Genomic DNA, 14,159 nt, shown 5'->3' on the forward strand with positions numbered 1-14,159 from the left:
TGTTGAGCGCGGGGGTGCGCTCGCGCCTGCTGTACAGCGGGCGATTGTCACCGTACAGCGGGCGCTGTACGTTGGCAACCGTGCGCTGCGCCCCCGAACCGGAAGGGAGCAGCTGTGGCCGAACGGCCGGACGATGAGGAGGTGCGGCTCGTGACTGAGACCGTCGATTCGCTGGAGGCGCTGGCCGATCCGGTCGAGCGCGCGAAGCGAGCGGGGAAGCTGCTTGCGGAGTGGCCGGTGCAGGGGGCGCGGCTGCGGGAGATCCGGCAAGAGGCTGTGGTGGCGATGCGGGCGCAGAAGATCAGCTATCGGGAGATCGCGAAGACGCTGGAGATCTCGCTGACGCGTGTGCAGCAGATCGAGGCTGGGGAGCGCGGGAAGAAGCCGAAGGCGGCCGAGTAGCCGCGCCTGCGCGAGGCCCCCGTCCGGGTGTTCCGGCGGGGGCCTTCGTGCTGTCCAGGGTCAGGCGGCGACGACGCCGCGTTCGGACCAGATCGCGCCGCACTGCTTGCACCGCGCGACCGGCAGGGCTCCGGCGCCGCCGTGGACCTGGATCGTGCCGCCGCAGGGGCACGGGTGGGCGCTGGAGAGCTCACGGGACCCGTCGGCGAGGTCCAGGGCGGCCTCGATGCGGTGGAGCGCCCCTGCGGCCACAGAGGCGACGTGGGCGCGCTGTACGTCGGTGAGGGGCCGTCCGGGCCATCCGATGCCCTCCACGCGCGCACAGAGCCACAGGGCGGCGTGTACGGCCCCGGGGCGCCGTCCGGTGTAGTGCCAGCGGTGCGGGTGGTGGAGGTCGGCGTTGGCGAGCTTGTTGCGGCGGATCCGGTCGCGGGTGGGCCACTCCGCGGGCGCGGGAGTGATCGGCTCCCGCTGGTTGGCGGCGGCGATCTGGTCGCACGTCTCGTGGAGGGCGGCTTCGACGAGGCGCATGGTGTCGTGGATGCCGAGGTTGAGAGGGATGGGGCGTTGCCCGATCTGGTCGGGGGAGCGTTCGAGTTGGCGGCGGGCGGTGTTGTAGGCGGTGGGGTCGTCGATGTCGAGGCGTTCCATGGCGGCGAGGTAGCTGCGGAGTTCGACGGGGGGCCAGGAGTGTTGGGTGGGTGCGGCGAGGGCGTCGTCGAGTGCGGGCCAGAGGGTGGCGATGGTGCGGAGGGTGGTGGCGGTCATCGTGGCGCTCCGTGTGCTGGGTGGGGCGGTACGGTGTGGTCACCGTGTGGGCGGACCAGGCTGCTCCTGGTGCTCGTCGAGGGCGGCGCGGATCTTGTCGCGCAGGGCGCACCCGGCACAGGTGAGGTTCTCGGCGAGGCAGTCATGGCCGCCCATGGCGGGGTACTGGTGTGTCACGTTGGCCAGGCTCACGTATTCACGGAGGAGCGCCTCGGCCCGTTCGGCGCGCTGTGTGGCAGCTTCCAGGTCAGGGACGATCGCCCGGACGTGCCGCCGATTGCTGCGGGCGACGTCGGTCATGGTGGTGAGCTGCTCAGAGAGCTTGTCCCGCTCCTCGATCAGGTCGTTCACGCGGGCCTCGGAGACGTCGTACATGGTGCGGAACCGGGCCTGCTCGGCCCGCGCCTCCTCCAGCTCGGTGTACAGCTGGTCGAGGGCGTCGCTGGTCATCTCGTCGAGGGAGATACGGTCGGGCGGCGGCTGCTCGGGCTGGGTCATCGGTACTCCGGGGGTGTGGGGCGGCGCTTCTTCAGGGCGTAGCCGATGCGGGCGATGGCGGCGGCGAGGAGCACGGCGGCGACCGGCCAGGCGGCGAGCCACCACCAGCCGCTCACGTGGCGGCCCCCGGCTCGGTGTACTGGTTGGCGGCGCCCCGGAGTACCGCGTAGTAGTTCCCGTCCTCGCGGAGGGCGGCGTAGACGACGGCTCGCATCACCAGGGTGTCCGTCGGGTGGGGCTTGTCTTCGGGGTGCCTGCGGCCGAGGACGTAGCCCATGACGGCCGCGTCCCGGATCAGACCCCGTTCGCGCGGTGTGAGCTCGGCGAGGCGGTCGTCGATCTCCTGCTCGCGCTGCCGGGCGCGCGTCTCGAAGTAGGCGACCAGTTGGGCGTCGAACTCGGCGGTCATCAGTGGGTCTCCTCGTCGGCCATACGGCGGAAGCGGGCGAGCGCGGCCTCGTCCTCGTCGGTGAACCCGTCGTCCGACGCCATCCGGTCGGCGGCGAGGTCGAGGGCGAAGGTGAGGAACTGGCGCTCGGCGTCGGTGAGCGGCGCTTCGGCGGGTTGTGCTTCGGCCGGCTCCTCGCGATCCGGCCCGGCGAGGTCGTCCCGCAGTGCGGTGGCCCGCTCGGGGTCGAGCTCCAGCCAGTACGGTTCCCGGTCGGGTCCGGACAGGCAGACGATCACGGTGTCGTCGTCGCTCCAGAGGACGTCGCCGAGTCCCCAGCGGAGGGGAGTGGGGTCGTCGGAGGTGGCCGGGTCGGGCTCGGTGGTGGGGGTCTGTCCGGCGGCCTGGGGCGGCCACGTCTCCGCGAAGCCGACGCAGGGGCAGTGGGCGCAGGCGGTGTTGTGCTGGCCCCGCAGATGGTTGCAGGCGCAGTGCCGTTCGGCGGCTGGCGTGGCCTTGCAGCATCCGCAGTCGGTCACGCACGGGCATTCGCCCTCGTATCCGTCGGGGTGGATGCAGACGGTCTGTCCGGCGGCGGGACCGAGCGGCCAGATGGCGCACCAGGGGCGGTGGTTCTTCTCGGCGGCCGGGTCGAAGCGGCAGGTGCACGCGGGCCCGGTGGGGGTCTGTCCGGCGGCCTGGCGGGCGGCGTCCCAGACCGTGACGATGACTTCCTCGACGTGGTCCACGGCGAAGTACAACGGGCGGCCGCCCTCGGTCTCCACGGCGACGGCCTGGGTGGGGTTGTGCCAGTTGACGACGGCTGGGCCGAAGTAGATGAGCTCACCGGTGGGGTCGCGGTACTCGAAGGTCATGGCTGCTCCTGGTGTGGGTACGGTGGGAGTCAGCCCGCCCCCGAGGCAAGCGGGGGCGGGCTGCTGCGTGGTCAGGTGCTGGAGCGGTCGACGGTGACCCACTGCCAGGCGAAGCCACTGGCTTCGTCCGGGGCGCCGGTGTTGACGGTGACGCGCGCGCCTTCGCCGTGGTCTACGGTCCGCACGGTCACAGGGGTCGGAGTGCTTGTGATCACGTCGCCCGGAGCGAGGTCGTGAGACTGAATGAGGGTCATGGTGTGACTCCTGGTGTGGGTACGGTGGGTGGGGTGGCCGCCCCTCGGTTCGAGCGAGGGGCGGCTGTTGTGCATCACGAGGCGGGTCAGCGGCAGTCGGAGCAGGGCTCGGCGCCACACAACGAGTGGTCGCGGCGGACCGCTCGGTCGACAGCTGCGGGCAGCGCGTTGTCGACGGCGCGGTGCAACTCCGGCAGCCGTTCGTCGAAGCGGCCCATCACGCAGCCCTCGCCGCCGATGAGAGTGCGCCGCAGGTGCCTGGCGGCGAATGACCATCGGTCGGCCGCATCCTGGTCCCCGACGGTGGTGGCGCTGGCGACGAACTGGTTGGCGCGGTCGATTTCGTGCTGAACCTTGGTGCGGGCCCAGGCGAGGGCTTCGGGGTCGCGGTCGTAGTCGGTCACGGGTGTTGTTCCTTTCGCGCGGGTGGGGTGGAACCGGAACGGTCAGGCGTCCGGCTGGGGCTGCTCGTGGACGGTGTAGCGGCCGTTGGGGTGGCGGGTGATCCAGTCGCCGAAGCGGGCGACTACGCGTGTCTCGCCGGTGCCGATGCGCAGGCCGGTGACGGTGTTCTTGCCGTCGACGAACTCCCAGTAGCCCTTGGCGTAGATCCCGTCCTGGTCGATCTGGTCGTCGATGGTGGCGAGCGTGTGTGGGGTGAGCTGCCAGGTGCGGGTGGTGGTGGTGTCGGGCATGTGGGTCTCCTGGTTCAGGCGGCGGGGGTGCGGCGGCGTCGGCGTGCGGCGGGTTGTGGGGTGATGGCGTAGCCGCTGGAGCGGAGGTATTCGGCGATGCGGTGGGCGGCGCCGGCGGGGGTTTGTTGGTCGGTGGGGGTGGTGAGGCGGTAGTCGTCGAGGGCGGCGGTGATGACGGCGACGGTGGCGGGTGGGGTGGGGTTCATGCGGCGCTCCTGGCGGTGGTGGTGCGCTGCTCGGCTTCGGTGACGATCTCGATGAGGGCGGCGCGGATCGGCGACGTGTTGATGGCGCCGCCCCATTCGGCTGGGGGGATGCGGCCGTTCCAGGGGTCTTGGCCGAGGACGCGGAGGCGGTCGATGAGGTTGGGGTGGCGGTAGACGAGGCGCTTGTGTTCGGCGTTGGTCTTGGCCTCCTGTTCGCGGGCTTGGCGGAGGTAGTTGCCGAGGTCGCCTTGTTGGCGGAGGGCGGTGATGTCGCGGGTGTCGATGTCGGTCACTGGTCGTCTCCGTTCGTGCGGGCGAGGTGTTGGGTGGCGAGGTAGCGGCGGGCGGTGACGGTGTCGTCGTTGTCGAGGCGGATGGGGTCTCCGGCGGCGGCGCGGCGGCGGGCGGGGTGGGGTGCGCGGGCCTTGTGGCGCCATGCGGACTTGCAGGGGCGTCCGATGGGGGCGGCGCAGTCGGGGCAGATGACGCCCAGCGGGCCGGTGGGGGGCCGTTCGGTGGCGGGGCGGGGTGTGGGGGCGTCGGGTCCGTCTGCGGGGCGCGCGGTGCCGCTGAGGAGTTGGGCGACGGCGCGGTGCGGGGGGCCGTCGAGCATGGGCCGGTTCGTCGGGGCCGGGATGCGGCCGGAGGCGATGGCCTGGACCTGGCCGCGGTAGCGGGTGAGGTACTCGGCGGGGGTCTCGTCGGGGTTGCCTTCGTAGTGGAAGTTCTCCAGCCGTGCGGAGCGGATCTTGCTGCGGAGGGTGCGGATGTGGTGGGGCATGATCCACAGCCGCTGGTTGGGGTCCTGCGGGGCGGTCGTGTAGTAGGCGGCGACGGCGGCCTCGGTGTCGTGGTCGAGCGGGATGTCGTGGAGGGCTGCGGCCCACGCCTGGGCGGCGACGAGGGAGGGCTGCCGGTTGTCGAACGCGGCGCAGCGGGCGAGGAGGGCCGCGGCTTCGGTCGGGTTCATGCGGAGTCTCCTTGGGCGAGTTGGTTGGCGATGGCGAGCCAGCCGGCGACCTTGGCGTCAGTACCGGTGAGGGGGTGGCCGTTGGGTAGGGCGATGACGTTCGTGGGCTTGCGGAGCTCGGAGAGGGCGAACTGGAGGGTGCCGCCGGTGACGGGCTTGGAGAGTTCGCCAAGGCGCTCAAGGGCCTGCCAGAGAACGCTGGGTTCGAGGCCGTTGCGGAGCGCGTCGGCGATGGCGCGGCGGATGGTGCTCTTCGCCTGAGCGGTGGTACGGCCGTACTGCTCCCACCACTTGTCGAGCATCTCTGTGACGAGGGTGTCTTCGGCGGTGCGTGAGGGGGTGGTTCCTTGGTGGTTCTGTTGATGGTTCTCTGAGGGTTCGGGTGCACTATGGACGGGGTTACCGGGAGTAGAGTTCGGGGTTTCTGTCGCAGAGTTCGGGGTTTCTGCTTCAAAGTTCAGGGTTTCCTGACCCGATACCCCGTCATTCGTTCGGGGTTCCTGGCCGACAACCCCGTCAGATGTGCGCGGTTTGGGAGTGATCCGATACCGGTTCGAGCGGTGCCGGCCACCCCCGTTCTCCACGTCCAACTCGCCCAGCTCCACCAGGCTGGCGATCCCTTTCTGCACCGCCCGCGGCGACAGCCGGGTGCGGTCGGCCAGGTCCTCGATGGACGGCCACGCGCACCCGTTGTCGTCCGCGCGGTCCGCGAGCGCGAGCATGACGAGCCGGGCACCGTTACGGGACTGGGAGTTCGCCCAAACCCAGTTGGTGACCTTGAAGCTCACGGGATCTCTCTTCTCTCGGTGATGGTGCGGGTCAGGCGAGGCGTTCGGCGTCGTACGCCTCGGCCGCGTCGGCGGCTTGCTGGGCGAGGGCCTGCTCGGCGCACGTTTTGTGGGCTGCTTTGCGGCGGGAGTCGCGGGTGTAGGCGTCCGTGCCGCAGTACCGGCACGGTTTCGGCGTCCTGGACCAGTGGGAGGAGTCCCGCCAGTCCAGGAGCGCCGGGGGCACGTCCGGGGTGGTCACGCTGTGGCCCTTGCGGGGGCGCGGCGGCGGAGGGTGCTGTCGGCAAGGTGTTCCGCGGCTACGCAGAACGGCTGTCCGCAGGTGGCCTTGACGTGGCCGTCCGGTTCGCGGCCGTGGCCGACTCCGAACGCCAGCTGTGCGGGGGTGAAGACGCGTCCGGCGACGCTGATGGTGGTGGCGCGCCGCCGCCACCAGACGTGTCCGCTACTGCCCTGGACTGAGTTGTTTAGGTACGCCTCGACCAGAGGGTTCCGGATGTCCCTGCCCCAGGCGGCCTTGACGAGGTCGGTGATCTCGTCGTCGGTGAGGTGACCTCTGCGGGTGATGCGGCGGCGCTGTGATTCGGTGAGGCCGCCATAGATGCCGTCCGACACCCGGTGCTGGATAGCCCAGCTGGCGCACGTGAGGGCGACGGGGCATCCGCGGCAGAACGCCTTGGCGTCGTTGGCCTGGATGAGATGGATGCCGGTGGTGCCAGCGGGAAAGAAGTCCTCGGGGTCGCGGCTCTCGACCAGGCACGCGGCCTGGTCACGCCAGTCGGGGTTCCGGGGGAGGCTGGTTCCTCGGGTACTCATGCTGCTGCCTCCTGCCGACGGCTGGTACGTACGCGGGTGACTGTGCGGGCGGCACAGCCGAGGCGGTCGGCGATCTCGGCGGCGGACAGACCGGCGTGGGTGAGCTGGAGGATGACGCTGTTCCTCTGGCTCTTGGCGTCCTCGACCTCGGGTTCGCGCTCGGGCTGGTCGCGGCGGGTGCGGCGGATCGCGCGGCGCTGTCCTTCGGTCGTGCCGCCCCACACACCCTGCTCGCCGTGCGTGAGCGCGTACTCCAGGCACTCCAGGCGGACTTCGCAGGAGAGGCAGACGGCCTTGGCGGCCGAGGACTGGCCGGTGCCGACCTCGGGGAAGAACAGGTCGGGGTCGACCTCGCGGCACCGGCCGTCGGCCTTCCAGTTGGTGCCCGCGCCCGGGAGGGTGGTCATCCCGGCCGCGGGGGTTTCGGAGGTGCTCACGCGGGCACCGCCTTCCGGCGCGTCTTGTCGCGCTTGCACGCCTCGCAGTAGGCGGTGCCGTCGCTTTCGTACCGGCCGTGCTCCGACTGGTCATGACCGTGAACGCACTGCGGCTTCCGCGCGCGGCCGCCGGTCAGGTACCGCAGCTGCTCGCGGGTCTGCATGCGGGTCGTCTCGTCGTCGACGTGCTCGGGAGCGACGCAGTGCCTGAACCCGCACTCGGCGAACGCGTAGCCCTGCGGGGCGCGGCCGTGCTGGATGCGGAACGCGATCGCGGCCGGGCTGTACGACTGGCCGCTGTACCGCATGACGGGGGTGCCAGCGGATTTGCCGCGCTCGCCGGTCCACTCCAGGTGGCCGCCGTCAACGGGCCGCGTCCGGGCGGCCCACTTCTCCTCGACCGTGAGCGGCTGCCGCTGCACGTTCGGGATGCCCTCCTCGCGGCGGATGGCGGCGACGCGGTGCTTGTCGCAGCGCAGTTGGCGGGCGATGGCCTGGTTATTCAGCCCCTCGTTGAGAAGGAGGACAATCTGCGCGCGGGTGGCATTCACTTCGCCTCCTCCTCGTTTGGGGCGTCGAGCCGGTCGTGGAGCTGGTTGGCGAGCGTCATCTCGTACAGGCGCTGCTCCAGGCCGCAGTTGGCGCGGCGCTCGACGGCGAGTTGGCGGCGAAGTTCCGCGGTCTGCGCGTCGTCGACGACCCCGGCGCGGAGCTGGTCGACCGTGGCGACGAGGTCCTTCACGCGCCTCCGCAAGTCGTTGCGCTCCATCTCGATCTCGTTCTGCGGGAGGCGCCGGGCGGCGTTCTCCGCCTCGGCCAGCTGCTTGAGGACGACCGAGTGGGCCAGGGCGAGGGCGCTGAACGCGCGGCGGGAGACGAAGGGGAGTCGCATCACGCCACCTCCCCGGCCTGCGTGTTGCCGGTGAGCTCGGAGAGGGACACGACCGAGGGGAACTCGTCCTCGGCGGTGATCTCGCCCTGCTGGATCGAGCGGAAGGACACCAGGAGCTGAGCGACGTCGTGATCAGTCCACTTCACCGACGGCCGGCCGAGCTTCGTCTCGATGCGGTCCGCGGTGATGCCGATGCCCTCGAACGCCTTGACCGCGTCGGCGATCCGCAGGTTCAGAGGCTTGCCGCCGCCGTCTCGGAGCGTGCGGGTGCACAGTTCCTTGGCCTCCTCGACGAACCAGGGCGGGAGGATCGCGAAGATCGCCTCACGAACGCGGCGGGCACCGTTGTTGGCGTTGTTCTCGTAGATGTCCCGCATGTCGGTGAGCTGCTTCGGGCCGCCCTTCTGGTCCCTCTTGTGCGGCACGATGAACGTCGAGCTGTTACGGGTGTTCTTCTCGACGTCCCAGGCGTACGCCTGCATCTCGGACTCGCCGTACTCGTCGTCGCGGCGGAGCTCGGCGAGCCCGTACTGCACGTTGCCCCAGCAGCGGGCCAGCTCACGGGCCAGGTGCACGGACGGCCCGGACACTGTCTGCCCGGAGCGGGGGAACCGGTAGAACGCCCGCTCGGCGAGGTACGGCTGCTGGCAGGACTGCCGCATCTCGGCGATGGCGGCGGAGATGTCCCGGGGGCACTGCTGGGCGACGACGATGGCGGCCTGGACCTCGGCGACCGCGCGGGACTGCTCCACGGCGGTGCCCTGCCCGACCCGCGCGGGTGCGGCGGCCGGGGTCATGCGTTCGATGGGCTGGTTCACAGGTACTCCTCGGTGTCGCGGGCGAGGGCCCACGTGGGCAGGGAAAGGAAGTGGGGTTGGTCGTCCGGCACGTAGCCGGGCCAGCGGCCGGACGCGGCGCACTCGGCGTAGAGCTGAAGGGCGCGGCGGTTCTTCGCGGCACCGACCCGCAGCGTCAGCAGGTCGAGCTGCACGACCGTGATCAGATACGGCGCGGTCTTCTCCTGGAAGACCAGCAGGAACACCGCAGACTCGTCGCCGAGTTCGAGGGCGCGGACGCCGTCGAGGTACCAGGCGGCCTGCTGGTGGTAGCCGTAGGTGTCGACCGACCGGGCCAGCGCCTCCGGGGAGGCACAGGCGGTGGTCTTGTAGTCGGCGACGATCGTCCGGCCGCCGCGCGGGTGCGGCAGCCAGTCCAGCCGGGCCCGCCGCAGCACACCGGTCGGGGCGTCCCGCCAGAACAGCGACTGTTCCGGCCGGCCCGCGCCTGGCGCGAACACCGCAGAGGCGATGGGGTGGCGGCGCAGGGTGTCGGCCATGTCGTGCACGCGGTCGTAGTCGGTGGCCAGGAGCGCGATTCCACCGGCGGCCTCGACCGCGTCGCGCTCGGCGCGGGCAGCCTTCGTACGCCAGTCGTCCGCCTCGATGGCGACCAGCTCCGGGCCGTCGCCGAGGACCAGCTTGTGTGCGGCGGTGCCGAAGTCGAACACGGCGCGGCGCGGCTGCGGGTGGTCCTGCTCGTACCGGAACAGGGCCGGGGCCTTCAAGATCGTGCGGGCGCCGGTCGACGACAGGGAGTCGCGGTGCGCGTGGTACTGCTCGGCGGGGAGGTTGGAGTACAGGCCGGGCTCGATGGGCCCGGCGGCCGGGGCCTCGACCGCCCCGGCCTGCGCGGTGTCGGTCATCGTGCACCCCCGCACGTGCAGTCCTCGAACGTGCGGCGGCAGGTCGGGCAGCGGCCGCCGGGGTAGACGTGGGTGAGGCAGATACCGCCCGCATACCCGTCGACTGCGACGACCGGCGAGCCGTGCCCGAGCGTCCAGGCGCGACTGCGGGTTGTTGTGTCCAGACTGCGGGCGAGGTCGACGTCACGCGGGTCGACGAACCGGCCCTCGGCCTTCGCCCGCCGGACACCGACTGCGAGCGGGTTGTCCGGTCGGACACCGGGGTAGGCGACGACACGCGTGCCCACCGGGTACAGGGCGTTCCACTCGTCGGCAGTCATGCGGCGCTCCGGCTCTGCTGCTTCGGCAGCGGGTTGGTCTTGAAGTGCCGGCGGGTCGCGGCGTGCGAGGGGTGCCGGATCGCCGAGCGGCAGTACGGGTAGCCGTCCTCGGCCGCAGCCAGCTCGGCCGGGTCCGGCGCGTACGGGACGTCCCAGCGGGCACAGTCCGGGCCGTGCACCAGGTCGCTGGTGCCGCAGTCACAGAAGCGGTCAGCGGGCATCGGTGCCTCCGAGGAGCAGTTCGAGGAGCCAGAAGACGAGGAACGCGAACGCGAGGGCGAAGAGGAGAATCACGACGGCTCACCTGCCGCCTCGAACGCGGCCAGCTCCGCCGGGAACTTGGCGAAGTCCCGGCGGTACGCCTTGGCGACCAGGCGCCGCGCCCACGCCAGACGAGCCGTGACCTGCTCCCGCTCCTCGTCTTCGTCCGCCTCGCTGATCCGGTCGGACGCCGACAGCACGGCGTCCGAACCCTCCTGTACGAGCCGGGCCGCGACGGCCTGACGGACATCGGCCACGGTGAAGTGCTCTTCGTCCTCGACGTCCCAGTGCGTGGCGAACAGCACGAGAGAGAGCTCTTCGAGGGTGAGGCGGTGCTCGACGCGGAGCTTGACGAGGACGCCAGCACCGCGGCTCATGTATGCGCTCACGACGTCACCTCGGGCAGGTCGCGGCCGAGCGCGTAGTCGTGATGGTTCGGCCCGTCGTGCGGGTCCTCCTGCTGGCGCTGCCGGGCGGCCAGCTCGGTGGCCATGCGGGCCTGGAACTCGCAGGTGCTGCAGGGCTGGCCGTAGGTGTAGCCAGCGCCGCAGGTCCGGCACGTCTGGATCGGCGCGGGCGTCAGCGCCTCCAGTCCGGTGATCCGGTCCCGCTGCACCCGCAGCGCCTGCGCCGCGTCGGACAGCGCCTCGTTCGTCGAGTGCCGCTCCGCCTCCAGTTCGGCCACCCGGGCCCGCAGCGCGGACATCTCCGCCGCGATCTCCGGCGACTGGAGCAAGCACGCCGACTCCAGCGCCGCCGCGATACCCGCAGCCGTCTGCCGGGTCTGCATCGCAGCCAGGATCACCCCGGCCGCCGCGGTCACACGGGCCGCGTTCATGCCGCACCGCCCAGCGTCCGCACGGGACCGAACCACACGACGATCGCGCTCGGCGTCCACGGATACGAGGGCCCCTCGCCCGCGTCCTCCGGGGCCTGCGGGCTGTCGCACACCATGTGCGGCTCGCCCTCGGCCGTTACACCGGCCTGCCGCCACACGTCGCCGTCACGATCCACCAGGACCAGCGCCACCGGAGCGGGCGGCAGCGAGGCGGTGAACACGACCCGGTACGTTCGCCGGTCCCCGGTGGGGATGTTGGTGGGTAGGGTGATACTCACGGTTCCTCGATTCGTTGGGTTGAGGGTGCCGAGGGGTCGCATACGGACCAGGCCCGGTCCGGGCGGCCCCGTTTTCATGGGTCAGGCAGCGGCGCGCTGGCCGAGCTCGTCGGCGGCCTCGCAGGCCGCGAGCCACGCCTCGACGGTGGTGCGCCGGAACAGGACCTGCCGGCCCCTGCGCATCCCCTGGGGCGCCTGGCCGCGGTGGCGCATGATCAGGACGGCGTTAGTCGTCGTGTGGAGGATGGCGGCGAGTTCCTTCGTCGTCATGAACGGCGAGGCGGTGCTCGTCTCGCTCATCGTTGGTCTCCGTTCTGTCTCGTTGGAGGTCTGCAATCCGACATCCGAGGACATCGGCGATGCGGGCCATGACCTCGGGTTGGGGGCTCCTTAGGCCGCGTTCGATGCGCGACAGGTAACCGGCGTTGATCTGGGCGGCGTTGGCGAATCTGCGCAGGCCGTAGCCACTCAGTTCGCGCTGCCGTCGGATTTCTGATCCATCGGGCTGCACGTCTCCGACGCTACACAACGAAACCCAACGACGCAACGAGGAACGCAAGGAAACTTATTGAAAGGTCTTGTGTGTGTGACGTGTGAGGGTTGCCTAATAAAAGCGAAGAGGACGACTGGATCCGGTCTCGCCTCGTTGGCGATCTAGCCTTAATCTGTTGCCCAACGGTGCCTATCGGTGCCCGGCGTCGGGCAGACGCAGACGGAGTAACGACAGCACGAGAGGCGGCCACCCCCCATGAACCGCGACCCCAAGATGTGGGCCCGGCTCGGCCACGCTCTCGCCCATGGCAGGCAAGCCCAGGGCCTCAGTCAGGGCGAGCTGGCCGAGCGCGCGAACGTATCCATCGGCAGCGTCCAGTCCGCCGAGGCCGGCACCGTCCCCAAGGCGCGGATGCCCTACACCGTCCCCGCCATCGCGAAGGCTCTGGGCTGGCCACCAGGCTCGGTCGATACCGTGCTCGACGGCGGCGACGTCCCCGGCGGATGGGTGGACGCTCCGGTCCAGCCCCTCATCGACGAGGAGCGTCTCGGGGAGATCCTCACGAACTCGATGGTGCGTCACATGGACGGCGCCACGGGCGCCGAGATCAAGGCTGCGACCAAGGCGGCGCTGGATGCTTTGCGTCGAGAAGGCCTGATCTGAAGACGGATTGCGTACAACTTTGAACAGAACCTGCATACGGATAGCGACCAAGCGGTCACGCGGCATATTCTCCTGGCACCCGGAGTTGATCGCTCCGGAGCACCTACGCACGGGGGTTGTCGCATGCCCGAAAAACCAGCCGTCGTTGCCGCTAACCTCGGGCCGAGGGTCGCCGCATTCACCGCCCACCTCCACGGCCGACCCGTCGCCGTCATCAACTCCGCGGCCGGGCGCAGCCCCGAACTGCGCCACCAGGCCGTGGCCGCCCTCCTCGGCGTCGGACTGGACGCCGGCCTGATCCTCGGAGCACTGCATGGGGTACGTCGCTGACCGCTGGCACAAGACCCGCCCGGCCAAGGGCGAGGCAGAGTGCGGCGAGCACAAGGGCCTCGTCGCATCCAAGGCCCACGGCAGCGGCAAGCGGTGGCAGGCCCGCTACGACGACCCCAACGGGTGTGAGATCACGTCGCTCCACAAGACGAAGACCGAAGCCGAGAACGAGATCGTCAAGCAGGAGTCGGCCAAGCAGACCGGCTCCTGGCTCGACCCCAAGGCCGGCACCATCACCGTCGAGAAGTACGCCCTGGAGACCTGGCTGCCCGCGCAGAACATCATCGGACGCAGCGTCAAGGAGTACAAAGGCGCCCTCGACCGCTACCTCATCCCCGAATGGGGTAACCGGCAGATCCGCTCCATCCGGCCGTCCGAGGCCGGTGCGTGGCAGCAACTGCTCACGAGTAAGTACGAACTCTCCCGCAGCTACCCCAACCGTGTTGCCCGGTACGTGCGAGGCGTGTTCCGCCTGGCCGTCATCGACCGGGTCATTGCCGTGAGCCCGTTTGACGGGATCAAGGCGCCCATGTTGGTTCAGTCGGACGTGTACCCGCCGGACATCGCCGAAGTCCAGCTCCTCGTCGAGCACGCCTACAAGCCCCTGTGGGCGGCCATGTTCGAGGTCGACGCCCAGACTGGGCTCCGCTCGGGCGAGCTGCGTGGTATGCGCCTGGAGAAGGTTGACTTCCTCCGCAGGCTCTACCACGTGGACGAACAGGTGGTGTACGAGGCTGGGAAGGGCCTGTACCTCGACAAGCTGAAGACCGGCGCGGGCAAGCGGGTATTGCCACTCAGCCAGCGCACGGTGGACCTCCTCGCCGCGTACGTAGCGGCCCACCCGCCCGCGACTGAGGGAGAGTGGGCTGGGCTGATCTTTCGAATGCCGAACCGCCTGCCGGTCGGGGAGTCCACGATCGACTGGGCTCTGAAGCAGACCTGCCGCTACGCCAAGTCGCCGCCCCGGCACATGCACGACTTCCGCCACCACTACGCCTCGGTACTCATTGCCGGCGGGGAGAACCCGAAGGTGGTGCAGAAGCGGCTCGGGCACAAGGACGTCATGACCACGCTGCGGGTGTACGCGCACCTCTTCGCGGAGGCGGAGGAGCAGACGCGGGAGGTTCTGGATGCGGCCTGGGCTAAGCCGGGTGAGACTGGTGCCGAGAAGGAATCTCCGCAGCAGGGCGGAAGGATTCCGGAATCTCGGAGGTCGAAAGGTGCTCTCAAGCAGGTCAGCGGGTAGTCCGGAGCAACACCACTGGATGTTCCAGGCGGAGAGCGC

29 protein-coding genes are annotated in these 14,159 nt (G+C 70.3%); 4 read left to right on the forward strand and 25 right to left on the reverse strand.

Annotation, left to right across the window (positions count from 1 at the left end; translation table 11 throughout):
* Positions 1–114: 114 nt before the first annotated feature.
* Positions 115–402, forward strand: coding sequence for a hypothetical protein (locus tag IEZ01_RS20465; RefSeq protein WP_189203048.1), 288 nt, complete (start codon positions 115–117; stop codon positions 400–402).
* Positions 403–462: 60 nt separating this feature from the next.
* On the opposite strand, the gene IEZ01_RS20470 is transcribed toward IEZ01_RS20465, so the two are convergent.
* The 25 genes from IEZ01_RS20470 to IEZ01_RS20590 all read right to left on the reverse strand — a co-directional run bounded on the left by IEZ01_RS20470 (position 463) and on the right by IEZ01_RS20590 (position 11,899).
* The gene (locus IEZ01_RS20470; protein ID WP_189203050.1) at positions 463–1,170 is read right to left on the reverse strand and encodes a hypothetical protein; all 708 of its coding nucleotides are present in this window, start codon (positions 1,168–1,170) and stop codon (positions 463–465) included.
* Between the two features lie 39 nt (positions 1,171–1,209).
* A complete protein-coding gene (locus IEZ01_RS20475) occupies positions 1,210–1,668 on the reverse strand; it encodes a hypothetical protein (RefSeq protein ID WP_189203052.1) in 459 nt (152 codons plus the stop codon).
* A 112-nt stretch (positions 1,669–1,780) separates the two neighbouring features.
* Complete coding sequence (locus IEZ01_RS20480) at positions 1,781–2,077, reverse strand: hypothetical protein (protein ID WP_189203054.1); 297 nt, start codon at positions 2,075–2,077, stop codon at positions 1,781–1,783.
* Positions 2,077–2,931: a hypothetical protein gene (locus IEZ01_RS20485; protein WP_189203056.1), complete on the reverse strand. Its 855-nt coding sequence runs from the start codon at positions 2,929–2,931 to the stop codon at positions 2,077–2,079. Before IEZ01_RS20485 ends, IEZ01_RS20480 begins: the two co-directional genes overlap by 1 nt.
* 71 nt (positions 2,932–3,002) lie before the next feature.
* On the reverse strand, positions 3,003–3,185 hold the full coding sequence (locus tag IEZ01_RS20490; RefSeq protein ID WP_189203058.1) for a hypothetical protein: 183 nt from the start codon (positions 3,183–3,185) through the stop codon (positions 3,003–3,005).
* An 86-nt stretch (positions 3,186–3,271) separates the two neighbouring features.
* A complete protein-coding gene (locus IEZ01_RS20495) occupies positions 3,272–3,589 on the reverse strand; it encodes a hypothetical protein (RefSeq protein WP_189203060.1) in 318 nt (105 codons plus the stop codon).
* A gap of 42 nt (positions 3,590–3,631) precedes the next feature.
* On the reverse strand, positions 3,632–3,880 hold the full coding sequence (locus IEZ01_RS20500) for a hypothetical protein (RefSeq protein ID WP_189203062.1): 249 nt from the start codon (positions 3,878–3,880) through the stop codon (positions 3,632–3,634).
* Between the two features lie 14 nt (positions 3,881–3,894).
* On the reverse strand, positions 3,895–4,086 hold the full coding sequence (locus tag IEZ01_RS20505; protein WP_189203064.1) for a hypothetical protein: 192 nt from the start codon (positions 4,084–4,086) through the stop codon (positions 3,895–3,897).
* On the reverse strand, positions 4,083–4,379 hold the full coding sequence (locus tag IEZ01_RS20510; protein WP_189203066.1) for a hypothetical protein: 297 nt from the start codon (positions 4,377–4,379) through the stop codon (positions 4,083–4,085). The genes IEZ01_RS20505 and IEZ01_RS20510 overlap by 4 nt, the downstream gene beginning before the upstream one ends.
* Positions 4,376–5,056, reverse strand: a complete 681-nt coding sequence (locus IEZ01_RS20515; protein WP_189203068.1) for a zinc finger domain-containing protein — start codon at positions 5,054–5,056, stop codon at positions 4,376–4,378. The genes IEZ01_RS20510 and IEZ01_RS20515 overlap by 4 nt, the downstream gene beginning before the upstream one ends.
* A complete protein-coding gene (locus IEZ01_RS20520) occupies positions 5,053–5,844 on the reverse strand; it encodes a helix-turn-helix domain-containing protein (protein ID WP_189203070.1) in 792 nt (263 codons plus the stop codon). The genes IEZ01_RS20515 and IEZ01_RS20520 overlap by 4 nt, the downstream gene beginning before the upstream one ends.
* Positions 5,845–5,875: 31 nt before the next feature.
* Complete coding sequence (locus IEZ01_RS20525; RefSeq protein WP_189203072.1) at positions 5,876–6,085, reverse strand: hypothetical protein; 210 nt, start codon at positions 6,083–6,085, stop codon at positions 5,876–5,878.
* Positions 6,082–6,660: a WhiB family transcriptional regulator gene (locus IEZ01_RS35905; protein WP_189203074.1), complete on the reverse strand. Its 579-nt coding sequence runs from the start codon at positions 6,658–6,660 to the stop codon at positions 6,082–6,084. Before IEZ01_RS35905 ends, IEZ01_RS20525 begins: the two co-directional genes overlap by 4 nt.
* Entirely contained in the window at positions 6,657–7,097 is a 441-nt protein-coding gene (locus IEZ01_RS35910; RefSeq protein ID WP_189203075.1) for a WhiB family transcriptional regulator, read from the reverse strand. The genes IEZ01_RS35905 and IEZ01_RS35910 overlap by 4 nt, the downstream gene beginning before the upstream one ends.
* Positions 7,094–7,648: a helix-turn-helix domain-containing protein gene (locus IEZ01_RS20540; protein ID WP_229833097.1), complete on the reverse strand. Its 555-nt coding sequence runs from the start codon at positions 7,646–7,648 to the stop codon at positions 7,094–7,096. The genes IEZ01_RS35910 and IEZ01_RS20540 overlap by 4 nt, the downstream gene beginning before the upstream one ends.
* The gene (locus IEZ01_RS20545) at positions 7,645–7,989 is read right to left on the reverse strand and encodes a hypothetical protein (protein WP_189203077.1); all 345 of its coding nucleotides are present in this window, start codon (positions 7,987–7,989) and stop codon (positions 7,645–7,647) included. Before IEZ01_RS20545 ends, IEZ01_RS20540 begins: the two co-directional genes overlap by 4 nt.
* Positions 7,989–8,807 (reverse strand): hypothetical protein, encoded by an 819-nt coding sequence (locus IEZ01_RS20550; protein ID WP_229833099.1) that lies wholly within the window; start codon positions 8,805–8,807, stop codon positions 7,989–7,991. The genes IEZ01_RS20545 and IEZ01_RS20550 overlap by 1 nt, the downstream gene beginning before the upstream one ends.
* Complete coding sequence (locus IEZ01_RS20555) at positions 8,804–9,691, reverse strand: PD-(D/E)XK nuclease-like domain-containing protein (RefSeq protein WP_189203079.1); 888 nt, start codon at positions 9,689–9,691, stop codon at positions 8,804–8,806. The genes IEZ01_RS20550 and IEZ01_RS20555 overlap by 4 nt, the downstream gene beginning before the upstream one ends.
* Positions 9,688–10,011 (reverse strand): hypothetical protein, encoded by a 324-nt coding sequence (locus IEZ01_RS20560; protein WP_189203081.1) that lies wholly within the window; start codon positions 10,009–10,011, stop codon positions 9,688–9,690. The genes IEZ01_RS20555 and IEZ01_RS20560 overlap by 4 nt, the downstream gene beginning before the upstream one ends.
* Positions 10,008–10,232: a hypothetical protein gene (locus IEZ01_RS20565; protein ID WP_189203083.1), complete on the reverse strand. Its 225-nt coding sequence runs from the start codon at positions 10,230–10,232 to the stop codon at positions 10,008–10,010. Before IEZ01_RS20565 ends, IEZ01_RS20560 begins: the two co-directional genes overlap by 4 nt.
* Positions 10,233–10,301: 69 nt before the next feature.
* Positions 10,302–10,661 carry a hypothetical protein gene (locus IEZ01_RS20570; RefSeq protein WP_189203085.1) on the reverse strand — a complete coding sequence of 120 codons (360 nt, stop codon included), beginning with the start codon at positions 10,659–10,661 and terminating at the stop codon, positions 10,302–10,304.
* Positions 10,658–11,110 carry a hypothetical protein gene (locus IEZ01_RS20575; protein WP_189203087.1) on the reverse strand — a complete coding sequence of 151 codons (453 nt, stop codon included), beginning with the start codon at positions 11,108–11,110 and terminating at the stop codon, positions 10,658–10,660. Before IEZ01_RS20575 ends, IEZ01_RS20570 begins: the two co-directional genes overlap by 4 nt.
* Positions 11,107–11,388, reverse strand: a complete 282-nt coding sequence (locus IEZ01_RS20580; RefSeq protein WP_189203089.1) for a hypothetical protein — start codon at positions 11,386–11,388, stop codon at positions 11,107–11,109. Before IEZ01_RS20580 ends, IEZ01_RS20575 begins: the two co-directional genes overlap by 4 nt.
* Before the next feature lie 81 nt (positions 11,389–11,469).
* Entirely contained in the window at positions 11,470–11,688 is a 219-nt protein-coding gene (locus IEZ01_RS20585; protein ID WP_229833101.1) for a helix-turn-helix domain-containing protein, read from the reverse strand.
* Positions 11,615–11,899: a helix-turn-helix domain-containing protein gene (locus IEZ01_RS20590; RefSeq protein WP_189203092.1), complete on the reverse strand. Its 285-nt coding sequence runs from the start codon at positions 11,897–11,899 to the stop codon at positions 11,615–11,617. The genes IEZ01_RS20585 and IEZ01_RS20590 overlap by 74 nt, the downstream gene beginning before the upstream one ends.
* 237 nt (positions 11,900–12,136) lie before the next feature.
* Between IEZ01_RS20590 and IEZ01_RS20595 the strand changes: the two genes are divergently transcribed.
* The 3 genes from IEZ01_RS20595 to IEZ01_RS20605 all read left to right on the forward strand — a co-directional run bounded on the left by IEZ01_RS20595 (position 12,137) and on the right by IEZ01_RS20605 (position 14,120).
* A complete protein-coding gene (locus tag IEZ01_RS20595; protein ID WP_189203093.1) occupies positions 12,137–12,544 on the forward strand; it encodes a helix-turn-helix domain-containing protein in 408 nt (135 codons plus the stop codon).
* Between the two features lie 123 nt (positions 12,545–12,667).
* A complete protein-coding gene (locus IEZ01_RS20600; RefSeq protein WP_189203095.1) occupies positions 12,668–12,874 on the forward strand; it encodes a hypothetical protein in 207 nt (68 codons plus the stop codon).
* Positions 12,858–14,120 (forward strand): tyrosine-type recombinase/integrase, encoded by a 1,263-nt coding sequence (locus tag IEZ01_RS20605; protein ID WP_189203097.1) that lies wholly within the window; start codon positions 12,858–12,860, stop codon positions 14,118–14,120. The genes IEZ01_RS20600 and IEZ01_RS20605 overlap by 17 nt, the downstream gene beginning before the upstream one ends.
* Positions 14,121–14,159: the final 39 nt, after the last annotated feature.

The organism is Streptomyces purpureus, assembly GCF_014648195.1.
Classification (GTDB): Bacteria; Actinomycetota; Actinomycetes; order Streptomycetales; family Streptomycetaceae; genus Streptomyces; species Streptomyces purpureus.